The organism is Mesorhizobium maamorense, assembly GCF_044998965.1.
Taxonomy (GTDB): Bacteria; Pseudomonadota; Alphaproteobacteria; order Rhizobiales; family Rhizobiaceae; genus Mesorhizobium.
On sequence record NZ_CP173356.1, the window covers coordinates 3,152,534 to 3,168,829 of the forward strand.

The following is a 16,296-nucleotide window of genomic DNA, read 5'->3' on the forward strand; positions in this document are numbered from 1 at the left end:
CGACGGCAAGAGGTTGGATTTCGGATTGCTGATGCGGCGCGGTCGGGACGATCGCCCGGGCTGTCGGCGCGACGATCACTGAACCGGTCCCTTCACATCGGCGGCGCAGCAGTCTGGAGCCAACGCCGAAGCGCGGATCTCCAGCCGGCCGGAGCAGCAATCCTCCATCAGGAAACGGATGAGGCCGCTCAACGCGTCATATTCGGCGCTGTAGACCATGGAGCGCGAATCGCGCCGCACGCTGATCAGCCCTGCCCGCTCGAGCTCCTTCAGGTGGAAGCTTACATTCGAGGCCGAGACCTCGACTTTTTCGGCGATGGCGCCGGCGGCAATCCCGTCCGGACCGGCAATCACCAGATGCCGCAGGATGCGCAGGCGAGTTTCTTGCGAAAGGGCCGCAAAGGCGGAAAGGGCTTGACGTTCATCCATATTTCAACAATCCTAAAAACGTTGAAACAAGGATTACCGCACATGCTCGTTTCTGACAATCGGGAATTTGAACCCGCTGACGTCGTTGATCCCGACGACATCACCATCGCTGGCCTGCTGGAGTTTCTGGCGGGCTACAAGGACCGGCCGCTGGTGTTCTTCTATGACGGCCGGCCGGTGCGACCTGGCTACCACGTCACCGAAGTGAAAGCCGGCCAGTTCGCTGCGCTGGACTGCGGTGCAAACCCGGAATCCTGGGCCGAGATCTTCGTGCAGCTCTGGGACGTCGAGGAGGACCGCACGCATATGCCGGCCGGGAAATTCTCGGCGATCATCCGCAAGGTGACAGAGCATGTCGGGCTCGACCATTCCGCCAAGCTCACTTTCGAAGTCAGCGACGGCGTGCGCCCGATGCAGCTCTACCGCGCCGCGCTCCCCCGGCTCGCGGGTGATGCGGTGCATGTCGAGCTTTCGCCGCGGCCGGCAAGCTGCAAGCCGCGCGACCGCTGGCTGGAGGAGGAGAGGAAAGCCAAGGCCTGCTGCGGACCTTCGGCCGGACCCCAACCTTGCTGCGGCTAACGCGTCGCAGCCGAGCAGATGGCTTGGCGCCGTCTTGACGGCCAAGACAGCCTTCCGCTCGCTCAGTTCAGCGATTTGCGCCGCGGCGGCGGCGTGCGATCGCGTTGAGGCAGCGGGCGCGGAACGCTGCCCCGCAGCGGGACCTGCGGCCATGCCGGCGAAATGAGCTACGGCGTGGCGCGGAGGTTCCTGCGGATGCGCCGCCTGCCCGTTCCACGGGCTTTCTCCGCCACAACGGCGGCGATGTCGACCACGTCGGCCTCGCGCGATCTGCCGTTGGTGGCCTTGTGAAGCCGCTCGTAAGGCAGCAATTCCTTGATCCGCGCGTTGAGCGACGCGATTTCAGCTTTGAGGTCCTCGCATTCCTGCCTCTGGACATCCAGCTGTATCTGTTCCGATGCTTGTTGCAGCGCAAGCTGCGAAAGATTGGCGTTCGCTTTCGAAAGGCTCGTCTTGTCGTTTTCGTTCTCGTCGGTGAGCGAGGACAACCTTTGATCGGCGATTTTCTTTTCGGCCAGCGTGTCGTTCAAGTCGGTCTTGAGCCTAGCGATCTCGGCTGTGGCCTCGCTGTTCTCGTGCGAGGCCCGCTCCAGCCGTGATTGCAGGTCCTGGATCTCGGAACGCAATCCGCGCATTTCCGTCTGGCTGCGGGCGAGTTCAGCTTGCCTGTCGCCTTCCATCATGCTGGCCGCTTCGGTCATTTCCGACAGCTTCGCCTGCGCGGTCTCGAGTGACTTCTGGAGCCTTATCTCCTCCTTTTCGCTCTTGCCGAGCGCGGTCAGCAGTTCGGCAAGCCGCGCTGCTTCGCTGGCATGGATCGTCGAGAGCTCGTCGAGCCTGTGGCGCGTCTGGGTTTCCCGCTTCAGCGCCTTGTCGAGCTCGATCGACAGGCTGACATGTTTTTCCCGCAGCATCTTGCTCTCGCGCAGGCGCCTGTTGGCCTCGACCGCCCTGGCCGTCAGCCGCTTGGCGATGTCGCCGAACTCCGCGTCGCGTTTTGCGCTCGCATTGGCCGTCTCGGCAAGTTCCAGCCTGGCCGCTGCGAGCGCTGCGCGAAGCGCCTCCCTGTCCTGGACCAGGCTTGTCTCGCGCTGTTGCAGCAATTCGCAGGCGCTTTCACGCTCGCGCAGCTTTCTTGCCGTGTCGTGCAGCTTTTCCGACAGCGTTCTTTGTTCCGCGACCAGGTCGCCATTTGCGAGCTCCAGCTCGTTGGCGCGAAGAATATCGGTGTGGAGGATGTTGAGGAATTCGCGCGTCAAATGGTGTGAGGTAGCGATCTCCGACAATTTGCCGTTGATCTCGTCCAGATAATCCCTGGCGTCGTGGAACATCCCTTCGAAGGCACTCAGCGCCGCCATCCGGGTCTGGGTATGGGGCGTCAGTCGTGGCGTGGTTTCGGTGGCGTCGGCGTTGCCCGCGCCGTCCGGATTATCCGCATCTGCCGCATTGGCCTCAGGTGCCGAGGCCTCGGCTCCTGCCGCGGAATCTGGGATATAGCCGCTGTCCGGCGGCGCGTCGTATTCGGTATCGAGGCTGGCATCCAGAGCGTCCGCCAGATCGGCCTGCAGCTCCTGGAGTGCATCATCTACGTCTTCGGCACGCTTGATCAGACCCTTGAAATTCATAACGAATGCCCTTTACGCATACCCCATTCAGTATTTAATAATTGGCTAATATGTATGCTTACATCCACTGATTGCGCAGGGGAAGCCCCCCATTAGGGGGAGCGTAAAGTTGGACATTTGGGGTTGGGATGCGGCGGGCAACCAATGCCACGGCCGTCTTTTTGCAGAATTGACGCACCCGATTTCTGGGTGGAATCTGAATGCGGGAAATCCTGGCTCCTACTTCCCTCGTGGAAGGTAGGACTGAGGGCGCTGGCGCTGGAGGATGCTCGTCCTGTAGCGCCGCGCCAACTCCGCCCGCTGCTTGCAGCGACCCTCCCCACAAGGGGAGGGTAAAAGTCAGCCCGCCATGGCCAGCGGCACGGCGCTTTTGTTGGGGATCTGGATGTCGATTTCCAGCGTCGACATGGTCTCGCCGCGGTCCATCGAGATTTGCAGATAGTCCTGGTCGATCTGCACGTGCTTGGCGATGACGGCCATGATCTCCTCGCGCAGCACGGAGACGAGATCGGGCTGGCCACGGCTGCGGCGTTCGTAGGCGAGCAGCACCTGCAGCCGCTCACGCGCCACGGGCGCGCTGGAGCGCCGCTTGAAGAGGTCGAGAATGTTCATGCCGCCCTCCTTCCGAGCAGCCTGTCGAGGAAGCCCTTGCGCTCGAAGGGAACCACGACCGGCAGGTCTTCGCCTTCCAGCCGCCGTGCCGCTTCGATATAGGCCTTGGCGGCGGCGTTCAGCGGATCGCTCAGCGTCACCGGCGAACCGAGATTGGAGGCCCTGAGCACATCCTGGCTCTCCGGTATGATGCCGAGCAGCGGCACCGACAGGATTTCCAGCACGTCGTCGATGGACAGCATCTCCCCGCGAGCCGCGCGGCCGGCATCGTAACGCGTCACCAGCACGTGCTTGGCGATCTGCTCGCCCTGCTCGGCGCGCATGGTGCGGGCGTCGAGCAGGCCGATGATGCGGTCGGAATCGCGCACCGACGACACTTCCGGATTGGTGACGATGACCGCCTCGTCGGCGAAGCGCATGGCGAGCTGCGCGCCGCGTTCGATGCCGGCCGGGCTGTCGCAGAACACATAGTCGAACACCGAGCGCAGCTTCTCGATCACCTCGCCGACACCTTCTTCGGTCAGCGCGTCCTTGTCGCGCGTCTGCGAGGCCGGCAGCAGGAACAGCGTGTCGACGCGCTTGTCGCGGATCAGCGCCTGCGACAGCTTGGCCGTGCCCTGGATGACATTGACGAGGTCGAACACCACGCGCCGTTCGGCGCCCATGATCAGGTCGAGATTGCGCAGGCCGACGTCGAAATCGACCAGCGCCACTTTCTTGCCGGTCCTGGCGACCGCGGCCCCCAATGCGGCCGTCGAGGTCGTCTTGCCGACACCTCCCTTGCCTGAGGTGACCACCACTACCTTGCCCATGAAAAAAGCCTCCGTCGCCTGATGTTGTCGTTTGTTATCGCTCCGTGCGTCGCACGGCTATTGTTGGAACCTGCCATCATCCCACGCGAAACCGGTCCCAACCTTGCGGACCTGAGCGTCCTGTTCGCGATCGAGCAAGACGAGAACTGGTTCGGCGTTTTCATCCCGGCGCCCTAGTTCAGCGGCACGACGCGCAGCACGTCGTTTTCGAGGAAGGCCTGCACCGGCTTGCCGCGCGAGGCGCCTTCCATGTCCTCCGCCGTGGTGTACCAGCCGTCGATGGCGAGCAGTTCGGCCTCGTTCCTGCGGCAGAAGATGCGCGCCGAAATATTGCCTTCCGAGCCCGCAATGGCGCGGCCGCGCAGCGTGCCGTAGACATGGATCGAGCCCGCCGCAATGATCTCGGAACCGGAAGCGACCGATCCAAGCACGATGACATCGCCATGCGGATGAAAGATCGACTGGCCCGAGCGAAGGGGCGACTTGACCATCAGCGTTCCGGCCAGGGCCGGCTCCGCCGCGCCGGCTTGCTGTTCTGTCTTGGCCGCCTTGGCCGCCCTGACCCTTCCAGCCTCGGCCCTGCCCTCGTCGGGCTTGCCCGTTTCCTTGCCGCGTTCCGAAGACACCGCTTCCGTCTTGCCGGCCTCTTCCGCCAGGCCTGCCTTGCCGTTGCGGCCGGGCTGCGCCAGCAGGCCATCTGAAGTGGCCTCCTTGGCGCCGGCCAGCAGCGGCGGCAGTTCGGGCCCGAGCGAGGCCCCTTCGAGCTCGATGGCATAGACCCGGATGCCACGCGTGCCGAGCGAAGCGACCAGCGCCGCGATCTCGTCGGCCGCAGGCTTCAGCGCATTGAGATCGAGCACCACCGGCCGCCCTGAGAAATAGCCCGGCGAATTGCCGATCCAATGATCCAGCCCCTCCAACCAAGTACCGATCGGCGCCTCCGGCGTCAGCGTGAAAGCGACGAACGAACGGGCGCGAAAGCGAATGGATTTGGTCTCCAGGGGAGCGGCAAAGGTCACGGCTGGCGAATCCTTACTCAACGGTTAAAGGGTGCCGGCCGAATGGTTAACAAATGGTTAATAAAGACGGCTGGCACCTTGGAAGCCGCCAGAAATTAGAGGGTCGGCTAACCGCCAGTTGCGGATGCCGGCTGACAACACGCGGAATGTGTTGATAGCGCCGCGTCAGCAAGCGGATTACCGCCGTTCAATCGACAAGCTAGATCTCAAAATGCGCCATGACGGCAACAGCGGGGGAGCCACCGCCAGCGACGACCGATCCCCTCCGAAAGGCGCGCGCAGGTTGACAATCCTTGGGTTGATGCAACATCCTGCCGATCTTTGACCGGGAGGTAATATGACTGTTTCGATCAACCGTCGCGTCTTTTCCGTCGGCGCGGGCACTTTGGCGCTGGCCGCGGCAGGGTTTTCGCCGGCGCGCGCGCAGCAGGCTTTTTTCCGTATCGGCACCGGCGGCACGTCCGGCACCTACTATCCGGTGGGCGGGCTGATCGCCAACGCGATCTCGGCGACGGGGCCGGCCGGCGTCGAGGGCCTGGTTGCCAGCGCCACGTCCTCCAACGGTTCGGTGGCCAACATCAGCGCCATCCAGTCGGGCGCTTCCGAATCGGGCTTCACGCAATCCGATGTCGCCTACTGGGCGCATTCGGGCACCGGCCTCTACGAGGGCAAGCCCAAGGTAGAGGATCTGCGCCTCATTGCGACGCTCTATCCTGAAACCATCCATCTGGTCGCGCGCGCCGACGCCGGCATCAAGACGGTGGCGGATCTGAAGGGCAAGCGCGTCTCCCTCGACGAGCCGGGTTCCGGGACCATCGTTGATGCGCGCCTGGTGCTCGGCGCCTACGGTCTAACGGAGAAGGACGTAAAGCCCGAATATCTCAAGCCCGGCCCGGCCGGCGAGCGCCTGCAAGACGGCGCCATGGACGCCTATTTCTTCGTTGGCGGCTATCCGACCGGTGCCATCGTCGAGCTTGCCAGCACCAACAACATCACGCTGGTGCCGATCACCGGCCCCGAGGCCGACAAGCTCCTGTCCGAACAGAAGTTCTTCTCGACCGACATCGTGCCCGCGGGCACCTACAAGAATGTCGGCGAGACCAAGACCATTTCGGTCGCCGCGCAATGGGTGACCAACGCCAAGCAGACCGATGACCTCATCTACAAGATCGTCAAGTCGCTCTACAGCGACGAGACCCAGAAGGCGCTGCAGGCTGGTCATGCCAAGGGCAAGCTGATCACGCTCCAGAACGCGGTCACCAGCGCCGGCATTCCGTTCCATCCGGGCGCGGAGAAATTCTACAAGGAAGTCGGCGCCCTGAAATAAGAGGCCATCAACAGACTGGCGACAACGAGGCGGAAGGCGTGCTTTCCGCCTCGTTTGTCTGGGGATTCAGGATACGGAACCGACTATGAGCGACGACAAGATCAGGCTTTCCGGCATGGAGTTCGACGAGGAAAAGGCTCGCGAACTGGAGGAGAAATTCGATTCCGAGATCCGGTTCCGGCCGCTGACCCGGGCCGCCGGCTGGCTGGTCGGCTTCCTTCTGGTGACGTTGTCGCTGTTTCACTATTACACGGCTGGATTCGGCTTGCTGCAGGAGATGCTGCACCGGGGCATCCACCTGTCGATGGTGCTGTCGCTGATCTTCCTCGTCTTCCCTCTGGTGAAGAAGGGCTACGACCAGCCCGCCCAATCCAGCCTTCTGCGGCCGCTCGGCATACCGGTTTTCGACTGGCTGCTGGCGCTTGCCGCGGTGGTAGCGGTCCTGCACGTGCCGATGATCCCGCTCGACGATCTTGCCTTCCGCGTCGGTAACCCCACGACGACGGACGTGGTGCTCGGGCTGACCCTCATTCTGCTCCTGCTGGAGGCGACGCGCCGGTCCGTCGGCATCCCGCTGCCCATCATCGCCGTCCTCTTCATGGTTTATGCGCTGTTCGGCCCCTATATGCCGAGCATCCTGGTGCATCCCGGCGCGTCCGTCTCCCAGCTCGTCGACCACCTCTACCTGACGACGCAAGGCATCTACGGCATCGCGCTCGGCGTTGTCGCCACCTACGTTTTCCACTTCGTCCTGTTTGGCGTCTTCGCCACCCGCATCGGTCTCGGCCAGCTCTTTCTCGACTGCGCGGCATGGGTCGCCGGCCGCTACGCTGGCGGTCCGGCCAAGGTATCGATCTTCGGCTCGGCCCTGTTTGGCATGATCTCTGGCTCGTCGGTCGCCAACACCGTCACCGTCGGCTCGCTTACCATCCCGGCGATGATCCGGCTCGGCTACAAGAAGCATTTCGCCGCCGCGGTGGAGGCGGCTTCCTCCACCGGCGGGCAGGTGACGCCGCCGATCATGGGAGCCGCCGCCTTCCTGATGATCGAGTTCCTCGAACTGCCCTACACGACCATCATCCTGGCAGCGATAGTGCCGGCCTTCATGCACTTCTTCGGCGTGTTCATGCAGGTGCATTTCGAGGCCAAGCGCACCGGCTTGCGCGGCCTGCGGCCGGACGAGATGCCCGACGTGGTCGAGGCATTGAAACGGGACTGGCCGACCATCATCCCACTCGCCGTCCTGATCGGCGTGCTTCTTGCGGGTTATACGCCCTACATGGCTGCCTTCTGGGGCATTACCCTGTGCATCCTGGTCGGCCTGTTTAACCCGCGCCGGCGCATGTCTGTCGCCGACATCGTGGTGTGCCTGCGCGACGGCGCCAAGTATGCGCTCGCCGTCGGCGCTGCCGCCGCCACGGTCGGCATCGTCGTCGGCGTCGTCACCCTGACCGGCGTCGGCTTCAAGCTGTCCTACATCGTCACTTCGACGGCAGGCCATCTGTCGCTGCTGTTCGGCACCTTTATCCCCGAGGCGATCTTCTCGACGCACGGGCTGACCCTTTTGTTCACGCTGATCATGACCGGCGTGGTCTGCATCCTGATGGGTTGCGGCATCCCGACAACGGCGAACTACATCATCATGGTGACGATTGCCGCGCCGGCGCTGGTGATGCTCGGCACCGAGCCGATCGTCGCCCACTTCTTCGTCTTCTATTATGGCCTGCTCGCTGACATCACGCCGCCGGTTGCGCTGGCTGCCTACGCTGCCGCCGGCATGGCGGGAGCTGATCCATTCAAGACCGGCAACACTGCCTTTCGGCTCGGGCTCGGCAAGGCGCTGGTGCCCTTTGTCTTTGTCTTCTCGCCGTCGCTTCTGCTGGTGACGAAAGATTTCACCTGGCCGAACTTCTTCCTGGCTTTCTTTGGCTGCGTGCTCGGCATCACCTGCCTGGGGGCCGCCCTCTCGCGCTACCTGCTCGTGCGCACCCGGCCATGGGAAAACGTGTTGCTGGTCTTGGCCGCCCTGCTTCTGGTGGCGCCCGAACTCTATTCGTCCCTACTCGGCCTGGTTCTAACCATTCCCGTCATCTTGCGCCATTGGAGCGCGCGCAACGTCGAAGAGGCGCGACCAGCTTGATCAGCGCCGCCCCAACGATCCCTCCCCGAGAACTCAAAGGGGCCGGAAACGTTTTGGGGACTTCAGGAAGTCAGCGTGCTCTCAACCTGAATCTGACGCGAACCGCCAGGATCGGTTCCGCGGGGGAAAAGTTCCCCGAGAGCTGACAGACAGCCTTCGACATCAGAAAGCGACAGCCGGAGTTTCAAGTCATTGAGGGTCAGTGACGAAAGGCATGATGTCCACGCCGTCTCCCGGGAAGACGGTGAAATGCGGATGGCTTTCGAACAGGCGGGCGGCGGCATCGATTGTATCGGCCTCGACGACAATGTAGCCGCAGAAAGGGTTCACGGCGTCTGCGACCCCATCCTTGGTAACGCGCGTCGTCCTCCCGACCATGCCGCCGCGATCGGGGAAAGATGCGGCATTTCTCTCCTCCCAGTCCGTCCACTGCTGTAGGCCGACGCTATCAATCGCATCTTGCTCGGGCTTGGGCAGGCTGCGAAAGCGGGCAAGGTCTTCAGGCTTCATGGTGTAGACGGCAAGAAAGCGGGGCATGTGACGGTCTTCGCGCTGACAGAACCGATGCCAGCCTAGACTCTCGGTTGGCCGAAGTCACTAAGCACTACCACCCTCAGGCACGGCGAATTGCCCTTGTCCGGGCACTTTCGGATCATCTCACTCTCCTTTCGAAAAGGGCCACGGTCGGGCCCTTCAGTCGCGGTGCTCCGGCACTCCTTTCAGCTGGTCCTTGGTCCATTGGGTCACGGCGTGGCGCCGTCCTCGTCGCGCATGAAGTCGAGCTCGGTGACGGCCACCGAGCTCGGCGAAGGGCGAGGAACGCCAGCCGTTCAAGTTTTCTCCGCGTCCGCGCAGGTCACTAAACACCGCTCTTGGCGCTGCGATGGAGTCGTCATCGCATCGTCTCTGGCCAGCTTCAGGCCGGCGCCTGGTCGGATGTGGGTGACCCCATGCCAAAGACATGGGGGCACATCGCTCTCAGACACTTTGATACGACTGCCCGCCAGTCAGTGAATGTTGATACGTCGCGTCACCTGACCGTTGCTTTCCCAATAGGTATGCTTCTTGGCAATGATGGGATCGTCCATTGCGGGTTGGACCTGCCCTCCCGTATCAACCGCGCGCGAGGTGACGGCGTGCTCTCCGGCGGAAGGCTTGGGCCAGTCGACGGACCATAGTTTCCAGGCAAAGTCCGCCTTGTCGGTTTCGTCGATGGCCGCCGGCATCCATGGCCCGTCATCGATCTTCACCTCGACCCGGTCGACCGGTGCGCCCCAGGCGGCCCCGACGATCCGGTAGTCATCGCCGATATGAGTGACCCGGGCCGGTGCCGATTTCAGCCTCGCCCGCCCGACCGAAGTTTCCACCCATACTGTCTCGCCGTTGTGGTCTTCCTCGCGCAGCGTGACATAATCGCGTCCCATGAACCGGTTCTCGAAGCGCTGATCGTTCACGTCTATGCGCTTGATCCATTTGACGTTCGCGATCCCGTACCATCCCGGCGCAATCAGCCGCAGCGGGAAGCCGTTGTCAGAAGGCAAGGGGGACCCATTCATCTCGTAGCAAAGGATGTTTTTGGGATCCATGGCGTCGGCAAGTGACATGCTGCGCGCAAAATTCTGCGTGAACTTGACGTCGTCGGCCCGCTTGATTTCCCCTTTATCGGTGCCCCAGAAGACGACCTCGATACTAGTGTCGAGGACTCCGGCCTCCTTGAGGATCGGCGCGAGCGGCGTGCCCGCCCAGCGCGCATTGCCAATGCCGCCATTGAAAAACGGCAGACCGGTATTGCCCGAACATTCGACCGTGAAGGTGACTTCCTGGCGCGGTCGAGCCTTGATGTCGGCGAGCGTCAGGGTTGTCGGCTTTTTAACGGAGCCGCCGATTTCGAGTTTCCAGGTGCTTTCGTCGATCACCGGCCGGTCGAAATGCGCGATTGAAAAGAACTTGTCGTTGGGCGTCACCCAGGAATCGAGATCCTCCCACACCAGCTGATTTTTGATGACTTCCGGAACCGGGTTCGGCGGCAGCTGATCCAACCATTTGATGACTTCCTCGCCGGCCCGGCTTGGAAAGGCAGAGGCAATCCGCGATTGAAAGGACGCCAACGCTGCGAGGGCTGCCCCGCCTTGAACGATGAATTCACGTCTGGGAAGGTAATGCATGACGACTTCTCCTCCAGTGAAAAGCTCAGTTCTCCTTCAGTGATAGATGCAATAGCGACCGGGATCGCGCAAAGCAGAGGCCGGCCGCGGCGGGCAATTATGAGAGCGTGTGAAACAACCCGAGTTAGAAGCGCGCCGTAGTTAAAGCGACGTCTCCGCTCTCAATCGCCAGCTTGTCAGGTCCGAGCCGGCGATCTTCAACTATATGCCCTATCTGTCCTCGTGGCGAGGGCAAGGGCCGCATCTTCGCATCACGATTGGCATCTGCCTCGTGTTCCAAAATCCAATGCAGCCTACTATTGGTGGGTCGGATTTTGTGAGCGGCAGGGACAACGCCGAGAATAAAGGACCAACGAGTCGATTTCCTCAATGGCGCTTGAAATACTGCACCTCGCGCTCATGCTTCTCCGCCGCCTCGCGGCTATCGAAAGTCCCCAGGTTCCGTCGCTTGCCCGTCTTCTCATCCTTCTTGCGCGAATAGAGCCGGTATTTTCCGTCCTTGAGTTTGCGGATCATTTGGCCTCTTCCTGACCGGGATTTCGCCGCCGCTTGCCCTTCAGCCCGAGTGCTGCCTGTTCGATCGCGGCGCGGTCGTTGCCCAGCCTGTCGATCAGGTCCTGTGCCTGCTTGCCTGATATGCCGGTGCGCATGGCCAATTCCTCGACCGTAAGCACGTCGGTGCTGGCGATCTCGCGCGGCGGCGCGTTGCCTGCCGCCATCGACAGCTCCCTGTCGATCTCGGCCTCCGCGCGATGCCAGTGCTGCTCGGGGTCGCCGCCGCCTTCGCGCTCCCAGATCCGGTAGGCGCGCTCCTGGATTTTCCCATGCCGTTGGTCGTCGCCCATTTCTCAAATCCTCCGTTGGGTAGCATCTGAACGCCGCCCGCCTCCGAACGATCCAAAGAATTTGCGTGATCGCCGGGCCGGGTCGTTGGAGATTGGGATGACACGAGGCGCGCCGGGCAGAGCCCGGTCATGGCGCGAAATGATCCAGGCGGCGGGTCCCCCCGCCGCCTGGATGCCGGCCGCGGGCGGCCGGCTTTGTTGTCAGCGTCCCCAGATGCCCTGACCATAGCCCTGTGCAGGCATGTCGGAGTTCGAGTTTGCCCCCATTGCGCTGTCAGTGATGCTGTTTGTGACGCTCGGGACAACCGCCTTGGCGCCGCCCGACATCATGGCATGGGCGGTTGGATAGCTGCTTGCGGCAGGGATGAAGTCGGAGCCAAAGTGGTCGCTGCCGGCAAAAGCCATGCCAGAGGCGAACAACAACGAGGCAAGGGTCAATACGATCTTCTTCATTTCGGTTTCCATCTTTTGAAGTTGACATTTGGCCCCAACGCGCCGCCCGCCCGCGTTCATGGGACCGTGTTTGTTGTTTCAGGCGAAACCGGCCAACCGCGATCCCACTGGATCTTGCAGTGACAGGTCGTTCAGCGCACGACCGTCTCGGTCCGTTGTTGCGCTGTTGGCGGCTTGATAGGGGCGTGGTGTTTGTGCGGGCGTGGTAGGCGGCGTGGTAAAAACCCTTGCCGGAGTGGAATTTTGCGTGGAATGCAGCCGGAAAGCGCAGCGCCCGCTATTGGCATTGCCGCCTCGGCCCGCCGGAATAGGGCTGGTAGCTGTTGTCTTCCGGGCGGTAGGAGCGGTAGCGGCTGAAGCAGGAGGCGACATGGTCATCATCGCCAGCGGCGGCATAGGCGCCCGGCCCAGTGCCGTTGTCCTCGACGTAGCTGGCCTCGGCGGCGGGTGGAGCGGTACGGTCGGCGTCGAGATAGGGCGAGATGCAGGGGCGCTGCTGCCCGCTATAGGACATGTAGCTGTTGTCCTGCGGCCGGTAGGAGCGGTAGCGGCTCGCGCACCAGGCGACATGCGGCTGCGGCAGTTCGGCCGTGGCGGGCGCGATGGCGCCGGTGGCGGTGGGGTCGGTCTCCCCGGCCTGGCGCTTGGGCTCGATATTGGCGGGCGCGGGCTGCTCGGCCGGCAGGCGCTCGAGATTCTGCGCCGTTCTGTCCACCGGCCGCGCCGTTTTGGTCCAAAGCTCCGCCATGCTGACGGTGGCCGGTGCCTGGCGCGGTGGGTTCGCGGTGATTAGCCAGACGGCGAAGGCCAGACCGCTACCGAACACCGCAAGGGTCAAAACAAAACCGCAGACCAGTCCCAACAATGCTTTCACGCCGCGCTCCTTGAGCCCCTGCTAAAGCAATGCGGGGGGTCACGGCTGGTTCCAGCAAAGCGCGGGAAATAGGCGCGGCGCTCCGCTGGGCGAATGCGAAGGCGGCGCCGTTCAAACCAGCTGCTTCACGTCCACTGGCAATTGGGTCTCCGCTGTGGGCAACGCGGCCGGCATGTCCTCGCCGCGCTGGCGCTGCCGCAGATGGAGCGCCAACAGCCGGTCCAGCGAGACCCTGCCGGCCCCGGCAACGGCCAGCACGAACATGCCGCCCAATATCGCCAGGTCCTTTTCGAAATGCAGCAGTTCGTTCTGGCTGCCGAAATTGGTGTGGAACAGCATGGCCGTTGCCAAACAGAACAGGCCGAGCGCGATGGCGCCAAGCCGCGTCAGCAGGCCTGACGCGAGGGAGAGCCCTGCCCCCAGTTGCAACGCTACGGTGGCGACAAACAGCGGCAGGTTGACACCAAGCGCTGCCATGGCCCTGGCGGCGGCATTGAAATGGGCGGCCAGCGTGGCGCCCTCATGCAAAAAGATGAGAGACAGAAGCAGGCGGCCGGCAAGCAGGCCCACGTCCCCGAGGTGGTATTTAGCGGCAAGACCCTGCAGCTTCGCGGAGCGTTCGGTCAATGTCATGGTCAGCCTCCGATCTTTTTGGCACGGGCAGGCGCCAAGCGCCTGATGTTGAAAAGGCCGGAGCCGGCGCGAGGGAGAGGATGCCGGCTCCGGCAAAGCGCGCCAGCCACGAGCGCCCAACGGTGGTGGACGAAGGGGCCAACGCCCCTGCTCCGTCTCGGCTACGCCGAGCCAGCTCTCCCCCATTTTGTGGGGAAGTGAAAAGGTCCTACTTCGTCACCCTGGTGTCGATGGCCTGCCGCAGGTCGGAAAGCTCGTCGCACCCGGCCGGGCACAGCTGCTGCAGGGAGGCCAGCTGCTCCTTGGCCTTGTCCATATCGCCGGTCTCGACATAGAGCTCGCCCAGATATTCGCGGGCGGCCTTGTGGTCGGGCTTCAGCTCCAGCGCCTTGGTGTAGTAGGTGAGCGCGGTCTTGAAGTCGCCGGTCTTGCGCAGCGTGAAGCCGAGCAGGTTGTAGACGTCCGCCTGCTGCGTGTCCTGCGCCAGATCGCGCAGCTCAGCCAATGCGCCGGAATAGTCCTTGGCATCGATCTTGGCCTTGATGGCGGTGAGATCCGGCGCGTCGGCGCCTTCGATGTCGTCGACGGCATAGGCCGGCATGATTGTCGCGACCGGAAGCACCGTGAGCACGGCAATGGCGCCGAGCAGGCCGAACAGGGCATGTCTGCCCGACAGGGCGTTTCTGCTCAAAAGGGAACGTTTCATTGTCTTTCTCGCTTGCGTTGGAAGCTAGTGCTCAGATCTGGACCGGAGTAAATCCGTACGCCTTGCCGTCCTTGACGAAGGTGCCGGTGCCCGGGAACGGGAAGTGCGACCCGGAAATGCGGATATTGTCCGATATCACCCGGTCGATGATCTTGTGGCGCGTGGCGATTGCCGTCGGTCCGTCCTGGTCGTAAGCGCCCTGCCACTCCGGATGCGGCGCCAGCAGCGCCGGCACATACATAGTGTCGGCCGAGATCATGATCTGCTCCTTGCCGGAGTTGGCCAGGTAGACAGAATGGCCTGGTGTGTGGCCGGGCGCGGCGATGATCTGGATGCCGGGCGTGACCTCGGCGCCGTCCTCGACCAGCTTCCAGTTCTTCCATTTCGGAAAGTTCTCGGCGATGCGCTTGCCCGCCGGCTTGCGGCCCTCGGGCAGCTTGGCCAGCCGGCTTGGGTCGGTCCACCACTTGTATTCGGTGGCGTTGACGATGAGCTCGGCATTGGGGAACACCGGCGCGTTGGTGCCCTTTTCCATCAGGCCCCAGACATGATCGGGGTGGAAATGCGAGATCATGACGGTGTCGATCGCGTTGTAGTCGATGCCGGCCGCGGCCATGTTGGCCGGCAGATGCGTGGCATTGGCCTGCCACTGGCCGACGCCCGAGCCGGCATCCATCATGATCAGCTTGCCGCCCATCTTGAGCACGACGACAGTGAGCGGGATGGGCATGAAGTCGGTGGTCAGCCCCGCTTTGGCGAGTGCTGCCTTGGTGTCCTCGACCGAGACATCCTTGATGAAGGCCGGGTCGTGCGGCTTGCGCCAGATGCCGTCATAGATGGCGGTGATCTCGATATCGCCGACCTTGTATCCGTAGAAGCCGACGGTGGGCTCCACCGGAGCTTGCGCGAAGGCCGGACGGATGAATTCAAGCTTACCGGCAAGGCCGAAGGCGGCAGCAGCGGCGGCGGTGCCAAGCACTGTGCGGCGTGTCATGGTGAACATGGTGATCTCCTGTTCGAGGTGGTGGCTAAAAGTCGCGAATGGCCAAAGTCCTGGAAGGAATGACGAGGAGAGGCCGGTACCCGTCGGGAGCCGGCCCGGCCCCATGAATTCAGCGACCCCAGAGGCTGTCGTTGTTGTGTCTGGTGATGATGTCCTGCACCGACCCCTGGCTCGGCCCCGTCTTTATCTTGGTGTCGGCGCCATTGGGGCGTGCGGTGTAGGCGATCGAGCCGGTGGCATTGGTGTCCACCGGAGCGACCGGCTGGTTGGCGTTATTGGCGCCATGATCGCTGCCGGCGAAGGCAGCGCTCGAGGCAAGCATCATGGCAGCCACGCTGAGAGCGAGCTTGGTCATTTTGGCTAGGTCCTTGTTTCGTTTCCTCGGCGCGGGCCGTCAGATTGGCCCGCTACAGTGAAGACCCTGCAGCCCCGCGCTTTATTCCCGGGCGCGATGAGATTCTTTTGAAGGAGAAAAATCAGGGGCTCGGCGGCCAGGACTGAAGTCCTCGCCCACGAATATTAGCGAGAGGAACCAGGCTGGGAATGCCGCCGCGTTCCGGCACGCCGACCGCGTGCACGCACGAAAGGCGCCGGCGCAGCGCGCCGGCGCCTCTGATGATACGCCGAGTCCGTTCTGGTTACGGACAGGTCTTCTTGCCGCAGACCGCGATGCAGATCGCCGGGTTCGAACAGGTGTAGGTTTTTCTCGAGCTGGTCCCGGACGAAGACCCGCTGCTGGAAGCGGCGATCTGCCCGGACGCGCCTTTGGACAGGTCCAGCGCCTTCATGTCGGGATCGCGCGCGGCGATCTTGCCGCATGTTTCGCTGCCGCAGACCGCCCTGCAGATTGCCGGATTCATGCATTTGTAGGCCGCGAAGACCTCGGTCGGAAGAATTGCGCAGAAAACCGTAATGCCCAGTATCAAGCTTCTCGCCGCACGCATTTTTATCTCCAGGGCCAGCTTTCCGATGTCACGGAGGCCTGGCCGCTCGCCCCCGCTCCCGCGCATGCCGTTGCACCCGCGTCCGCCGGCGCGACCATGCCCGCACCGGGGATAAAGGCGTATCGCACTG

At 63.0% G+C, this 16,296-nt stretch carries 19 protein-coding genes and 1 pseudogene; 3 read left to right on the forward strand and 17 right to left on the reverse strand.

From position 1 onward, the window contains the following. Window positions 1-75: 75 nt before the first annotated feature. Window positions 76-429 (reverse strand): helix-turn-helix transcriptional regulator, encoded by a 354-nt coding sequence (locus ACIU1A_RS16010; protein WP_140556429.1) that lies wholly within the window; start codon window positions 427-429, stop codon window positions 76-78. A 42-nt stretch (window positions 430-471) separates the two neighbouring features. On the opposite strand from ACIU1A_RS16010, the gene ACIU1A_RS16015 reads away from it, so the two are divergent. Continuing rightward, on the forward strand, window positions 472-1,008 hold the full coding sequence (locus tag ACIU1A_RS16015; protein ID WP_140582464.1) for a DUF6428 family protein: 537 nt from the start codon (window positions 472-474) through the stop codon (window positions 1,006-1,008). Between the two features lie 167 nt (window positions 1,009-1,175). Here the strand turns inward: ACIU1A_RS16015 and ACIU1A_RS16020 are convergent, their stop codons facing one another. From ACIU1A_RS16020 to minC, 4 genes are all read right to left on the reverse strand, one after another. Beyond that, window positions 1,176-2,633 (reverse strand): hypothetical protein, encoded by a 1,458-nt coding sequence (locus ACIU1A_RS16020; RefSeq protein ID WP_404927723.1) that lies wholly within the window; start codon window positions 2,631-2,633, stop codon window positions 1,176-1,178. Between the two features lie 339 nt (window positions 2,634-2,972). Further along, window positions 2,973-3,245 (reverse strand): cell division topological specificity factor MinE, encoded by a 273-nt coding sequence (minE, locus tag ACIU1A_RS16025; protein WP_140500137.1) that lies wholly within the window; start codon window positions 3,243-3,245, stop codon window positions 2,973-2,975. Continuing rightward, window positions 3,242-4,057 carry a septum site-determining protein MinD gene (gene minD, locus ACIU1A_RS16030; RefSeq protein WP_140500139.1) on the reverse strand — a complete coding sequence of 272 codons (816 nt, stop codon included), beginning with the start codon at window positions 4,055-4,057 and terminating at the stop codon, window positions 3,242-3,244. Before minD ends, minE begins: the two co-directional genes overlap by 4 nt. 173 nt (window positions 4,058-4,230) lie before the next feature. Beyond that, the gene (minC, locus tag ACIU1A_RS16035; protein WP_404927724.1) at window positions 4,231-5,076 is read right to left on the reverse strand and encodes a septum site-determining protein MinC; all 846 of its coding nucleotides are present in this window, start codon (window positions 5,074-5,076) and stop codon (window positions 4,231-4,233) included. 337 nt (window positions 5,077-5,413) lie between these two features. Here minC and ACIU1A_RS16040 point away from each other — a divergent pair, with 337 nt between their 5' ends. Then, window positions 5,414-6,403, forward strand: coding sequence for a TAXI family TRAP transporter solute-binding subunit (locus ACIU1A_RS16040; protein WP_140561125.1), 990 nt, complete (start codon window positions 5,414-5,416; stop codon window positions 6,401-6,403). A gap of 85 nt (window positions 6,404-6,488) precedes the next feature. Then, window positions 6,489-8,543: a TRAP transporter permease gene (locus ACIU1A_RS16045; RefSeq protein ID WP_404927725.1), complete on the forward strand. Its 2,055-nt coding sequence runs from the start codon at window positions 6,489-6,491 to the stop codon at window positions 8,541-8,543. Window positions 8,544-8,732: 189 nt separating this feature from the next. Here ACIU1A_RS16045 and ACIU1A_RS16050 read toward each other — a convergent pair whose 3' ends face one another. The 12 genes and pseudogenes from ACIU1A_RS16050 to ACIU1A_RS16105 all read right to left on the reverse strand — a co-directional run bounded on the left by ACIU1A_RS16050 (window position 8,733) and on the right by ACIU1A_RS16105 (window position 16,166). Then, on the reverse strand, window positions 8,733-9,080 hold the full coding sequence (locus ACIU1A_RS16050; RefSeq protein ID WP_140500147.1) for a hypothetical protein: 348 nt from the start codon (window positions 9,078-9,080) through the stop codon (window positions 8,733-8,735). A gap of 156 nt (window positions 9,081-9,236) precedes the next feature. Then, window positions 9,237-9,334 (reverse strand): annotated as a pseudogene (locus ACIU1A_RS16055) (PRC-barrel domain containing protein); the annotation flags it as partial. A gap of 216 nt (window positions 9,335-9,550) precedes the next feature. Continuing rightward, window positions 9,551-10,708, reverse strand: coding sequence for a sulfite oxidase (locus ACIU1A_RS16060; protein WP_404927726.1), 1,158 nt, complete (start codon window positions 10,706-10,708; stop codon window positions 9,551-9,553). Between the two features lie 366 nt (window positions 10,709-11,074). Continuing rightward, complete coding sequence (locus tag ACIU1A_RS16065; RefSeq protein WP_127204769.1) at window positions 11,075-11,224, reverse strand: hypothetical protein; 150 nt, start codon at window positions 11,222-11,224, stop codon at window positions 11,075-11,077. Then, window positions 11,221-11,553 (reverse strand): DUF2934 domain-containing protein, encoded by a 333-nt coding sequence (locus tag ACIU1A_RS16070; protein ID WP_140498999.1) that lies wholly within the window; start codon window positions 11,551-11,553, stop codon window positions 11,221-11,223. Before ACIU1A_RS16070 ends, ACIU1A_RS16065 begins: the two co-directional genes overlap by 4 nt. A gap of 201 nt (window positions 11,554-11,754) precedes the next feature. Then, window positions 11,755-12,006, reverse strand: coding sequence for a hypothetical protein (locus tag ACIU1A_RS16075; RefSeq protein ID WP_404927727.1), 252 nt, complete (start codon window positions 12,004-12,006; stop codon window positions 11,755-11,757). Between the two features lie 277 nt (window positions 12,007-12,283). Then, the gene (locus ACIU1A_RS16080) at window positions 12,284-12,880 is read right to left on the reverse strand and encodes a BA14K family protein (RefSeq protein WP_404927728.1); all 597 of its coding nucleotides are present in this window, start codon (window positions 12,878-12,880) and stop codon (window positions 12,284-12,286) included. 111 nt (window positions 12,881-12,991) lie between these two features. Next, entirely contained in the window at window positions 12,992-13,513 is a 522-nt protein-coding gene (locus ACIU1A_RS16085) for a DoxX family protein (protein ID WP_404927729.1), read from the reverse strand. 208 nt (window positions 13,514-13,721) lie between these two features. Then, window positions 13,722-14,219: a tetratricopeptide repeat protein gene (locus tag ACIU1A_RS16090; RefSeq protein WP_140499007.1), complete on the reverse strand. Its 498-nt coding sequence runs from the start codon at window positions 14,217-14,219 to the stop codon at window positions 13,722-13,724. A gap of 31 nt (window positions 14,220-14,250) precedes the next feature. Continuing rightward, a complete protein-coding gene (locus ACIU1A_RS16095) occupies window positions 14,251-15,222 on the reverse strand; it encodes an MBL fold metallo-hydrolase (RefSeq protein ID WP_140499010.1) in 972 nt (323 codons plus the stop codon). A 109-nt stretch (window positions 15,223-15,331) separates the two neighbouring features. Beyond that, entirely contained in the window at window positions 15,332-15,577 is a 246-nt protein-coding gene (locus tag ACIU1A_RS16100; RefSeq protein ID WP_140499012.1) for a DUF680 domain-containing protein, read from the reverse strand. 283 nt (window positions 15,578-15,860) lie between these two features. After that, window positions 15,861-16,166, reverse strand: a complete 306-nt coding sequence (locus tag ACIU1A_RS16105) for a hypothetical protein (RefSeq protein ID WP_140499015.1) — start codon at window positions 16,164-16,166, stop codon at window positions 15,861-15,863. Window positions 16,167-16,296: the final 130 nt, after the last annotated feature.

Excerpts from the sequence above, each read along its gene's own strand:
- ACIU1A_RS16045 (WP_404927725.1), top strand. The coding sequence starts at position 6,489 with ATGAGCGACGACAAGATCAGGCTTTCCGGCATGGAGTTCGACGAGGAA.
- ACIU1A_RS16085 (WP_404927729.1), bottom strand. The coding sequence starts at position 13,513 with ATGACATTGACCGAACGCTCCGCGAAGCTGCAGGGTCTTGCCGCTAAA.
- ACIU1A_RS16105 (WP_140499015.1), bottom strand. The coding sequence starts at position 16,166 with ATGCGTGCGGCGAGAAGCTTGATACTGGGCATTACGGTTTTCTGCGCA.
- ACIU1A_RS16060 (WP_404927726.1), bottom strand. The coding sequence starts at position 10,708 with ATGCATTACCTTCCCAGACGTGAATTCATCGTTCAAGGCGGGGCAGCC.
- ACIU1A_RS16070 (WP_140498999.1), bottom strand. The coding sequence starts at position 11,553 with ATGGGCGACGACCAACGGCATGGGAAAATCCAGGAGCGCGCCTACCGG.
- ACIU1A_RS16100 (WP_140499012.1), bottom strand. The coding sequence starts at position 15,577 with ATGACCAAGCTCGCTCTCAGCGTGGCTGCCATGATGCTTGCCTCGAGC.
- ACIU1A_RS16065 (WP_127204769.1), bottom strand. The coding sequence starts at position 11,224 with ATGATCCGCAAACTCAAGGACGGAAAATACCGGCTCTATTCGCGCAAG.
- ACIU1A_RS16095 (WP_140499010.1), bottom strand. The coding sequence starts at position 15,222 with ATGTTCACCATGACACGCCGCACAGTGCTTGGCACCGCCGCCGCTGCT.
- ACIU1A_RS16015 (WP_140582464.1), top strand. The coding sequence starts at position 472 with ATGCTCGTTTCTGACAATCGGGAATTTGAACCCGCTGACGTCGTTGAT.
- ACIU1A_RS16075 (WP_404927727.1), bottom strand. The coding sequence starts at position 12,006 with ATGAAGAAGATCGTATTGACCCTTGCCTCGTTGTTGTTCGCCTCTGGC.
- ACIU1A_RS16020 (WP_404927723.1), bottom strand. The coding sequence starts at position 2,633 with ATGAATTTCAAGGGTCTGATCAAGCGTGCCGAAGACGTAGATGATGCA.
- minE (WP_140500137.1), bottom strand. The coding sequence starts at position 3,245 with ATGAACATTCTCGACCTCTTCAAGCGGCGCTCCAGCGCGCCCGTGGCG.
- ACIU1A_RS16090 (WP_140499007.1), bottom strand. The coding sequence starts at position 14,219 with ATGAAACGTTCCCTTTTGAGCAGAAACGCCCTGTCGGGCAGACATGCC.
- ACIU1A_RS16010 (WP_140556429.1), bottom strand. The coding sequence starts at position 429 with ATGGATGAACGTCAAGCCCTTTCCGCCTTTGCGGCCCTTTCGCAAGAA.
- ACIU1A_RS16050 (WP_140500147.1), bottom strand. The coding sequence starts at position 9,080 with ATGCCCCGCTTTCTTGCCGTCTACACCATGAAGCCTGAAGACCTTGCC.
- minD (WP_140500139.1), bottom strand. The coding sequence starts at position 4,057 with ATGGGCAAGGTAGTGGTGGTCACCTCAGGCAAGGGAGGTGTCGGCAAG.
- ACIU1A_RS16040 (WP_140561125.1), top strand. The coding sequence starts at position 5,414 with ATGACTGTTTCGATCAACCGTCGCGTCTTTTCCGTCGGCGCGGGCACT.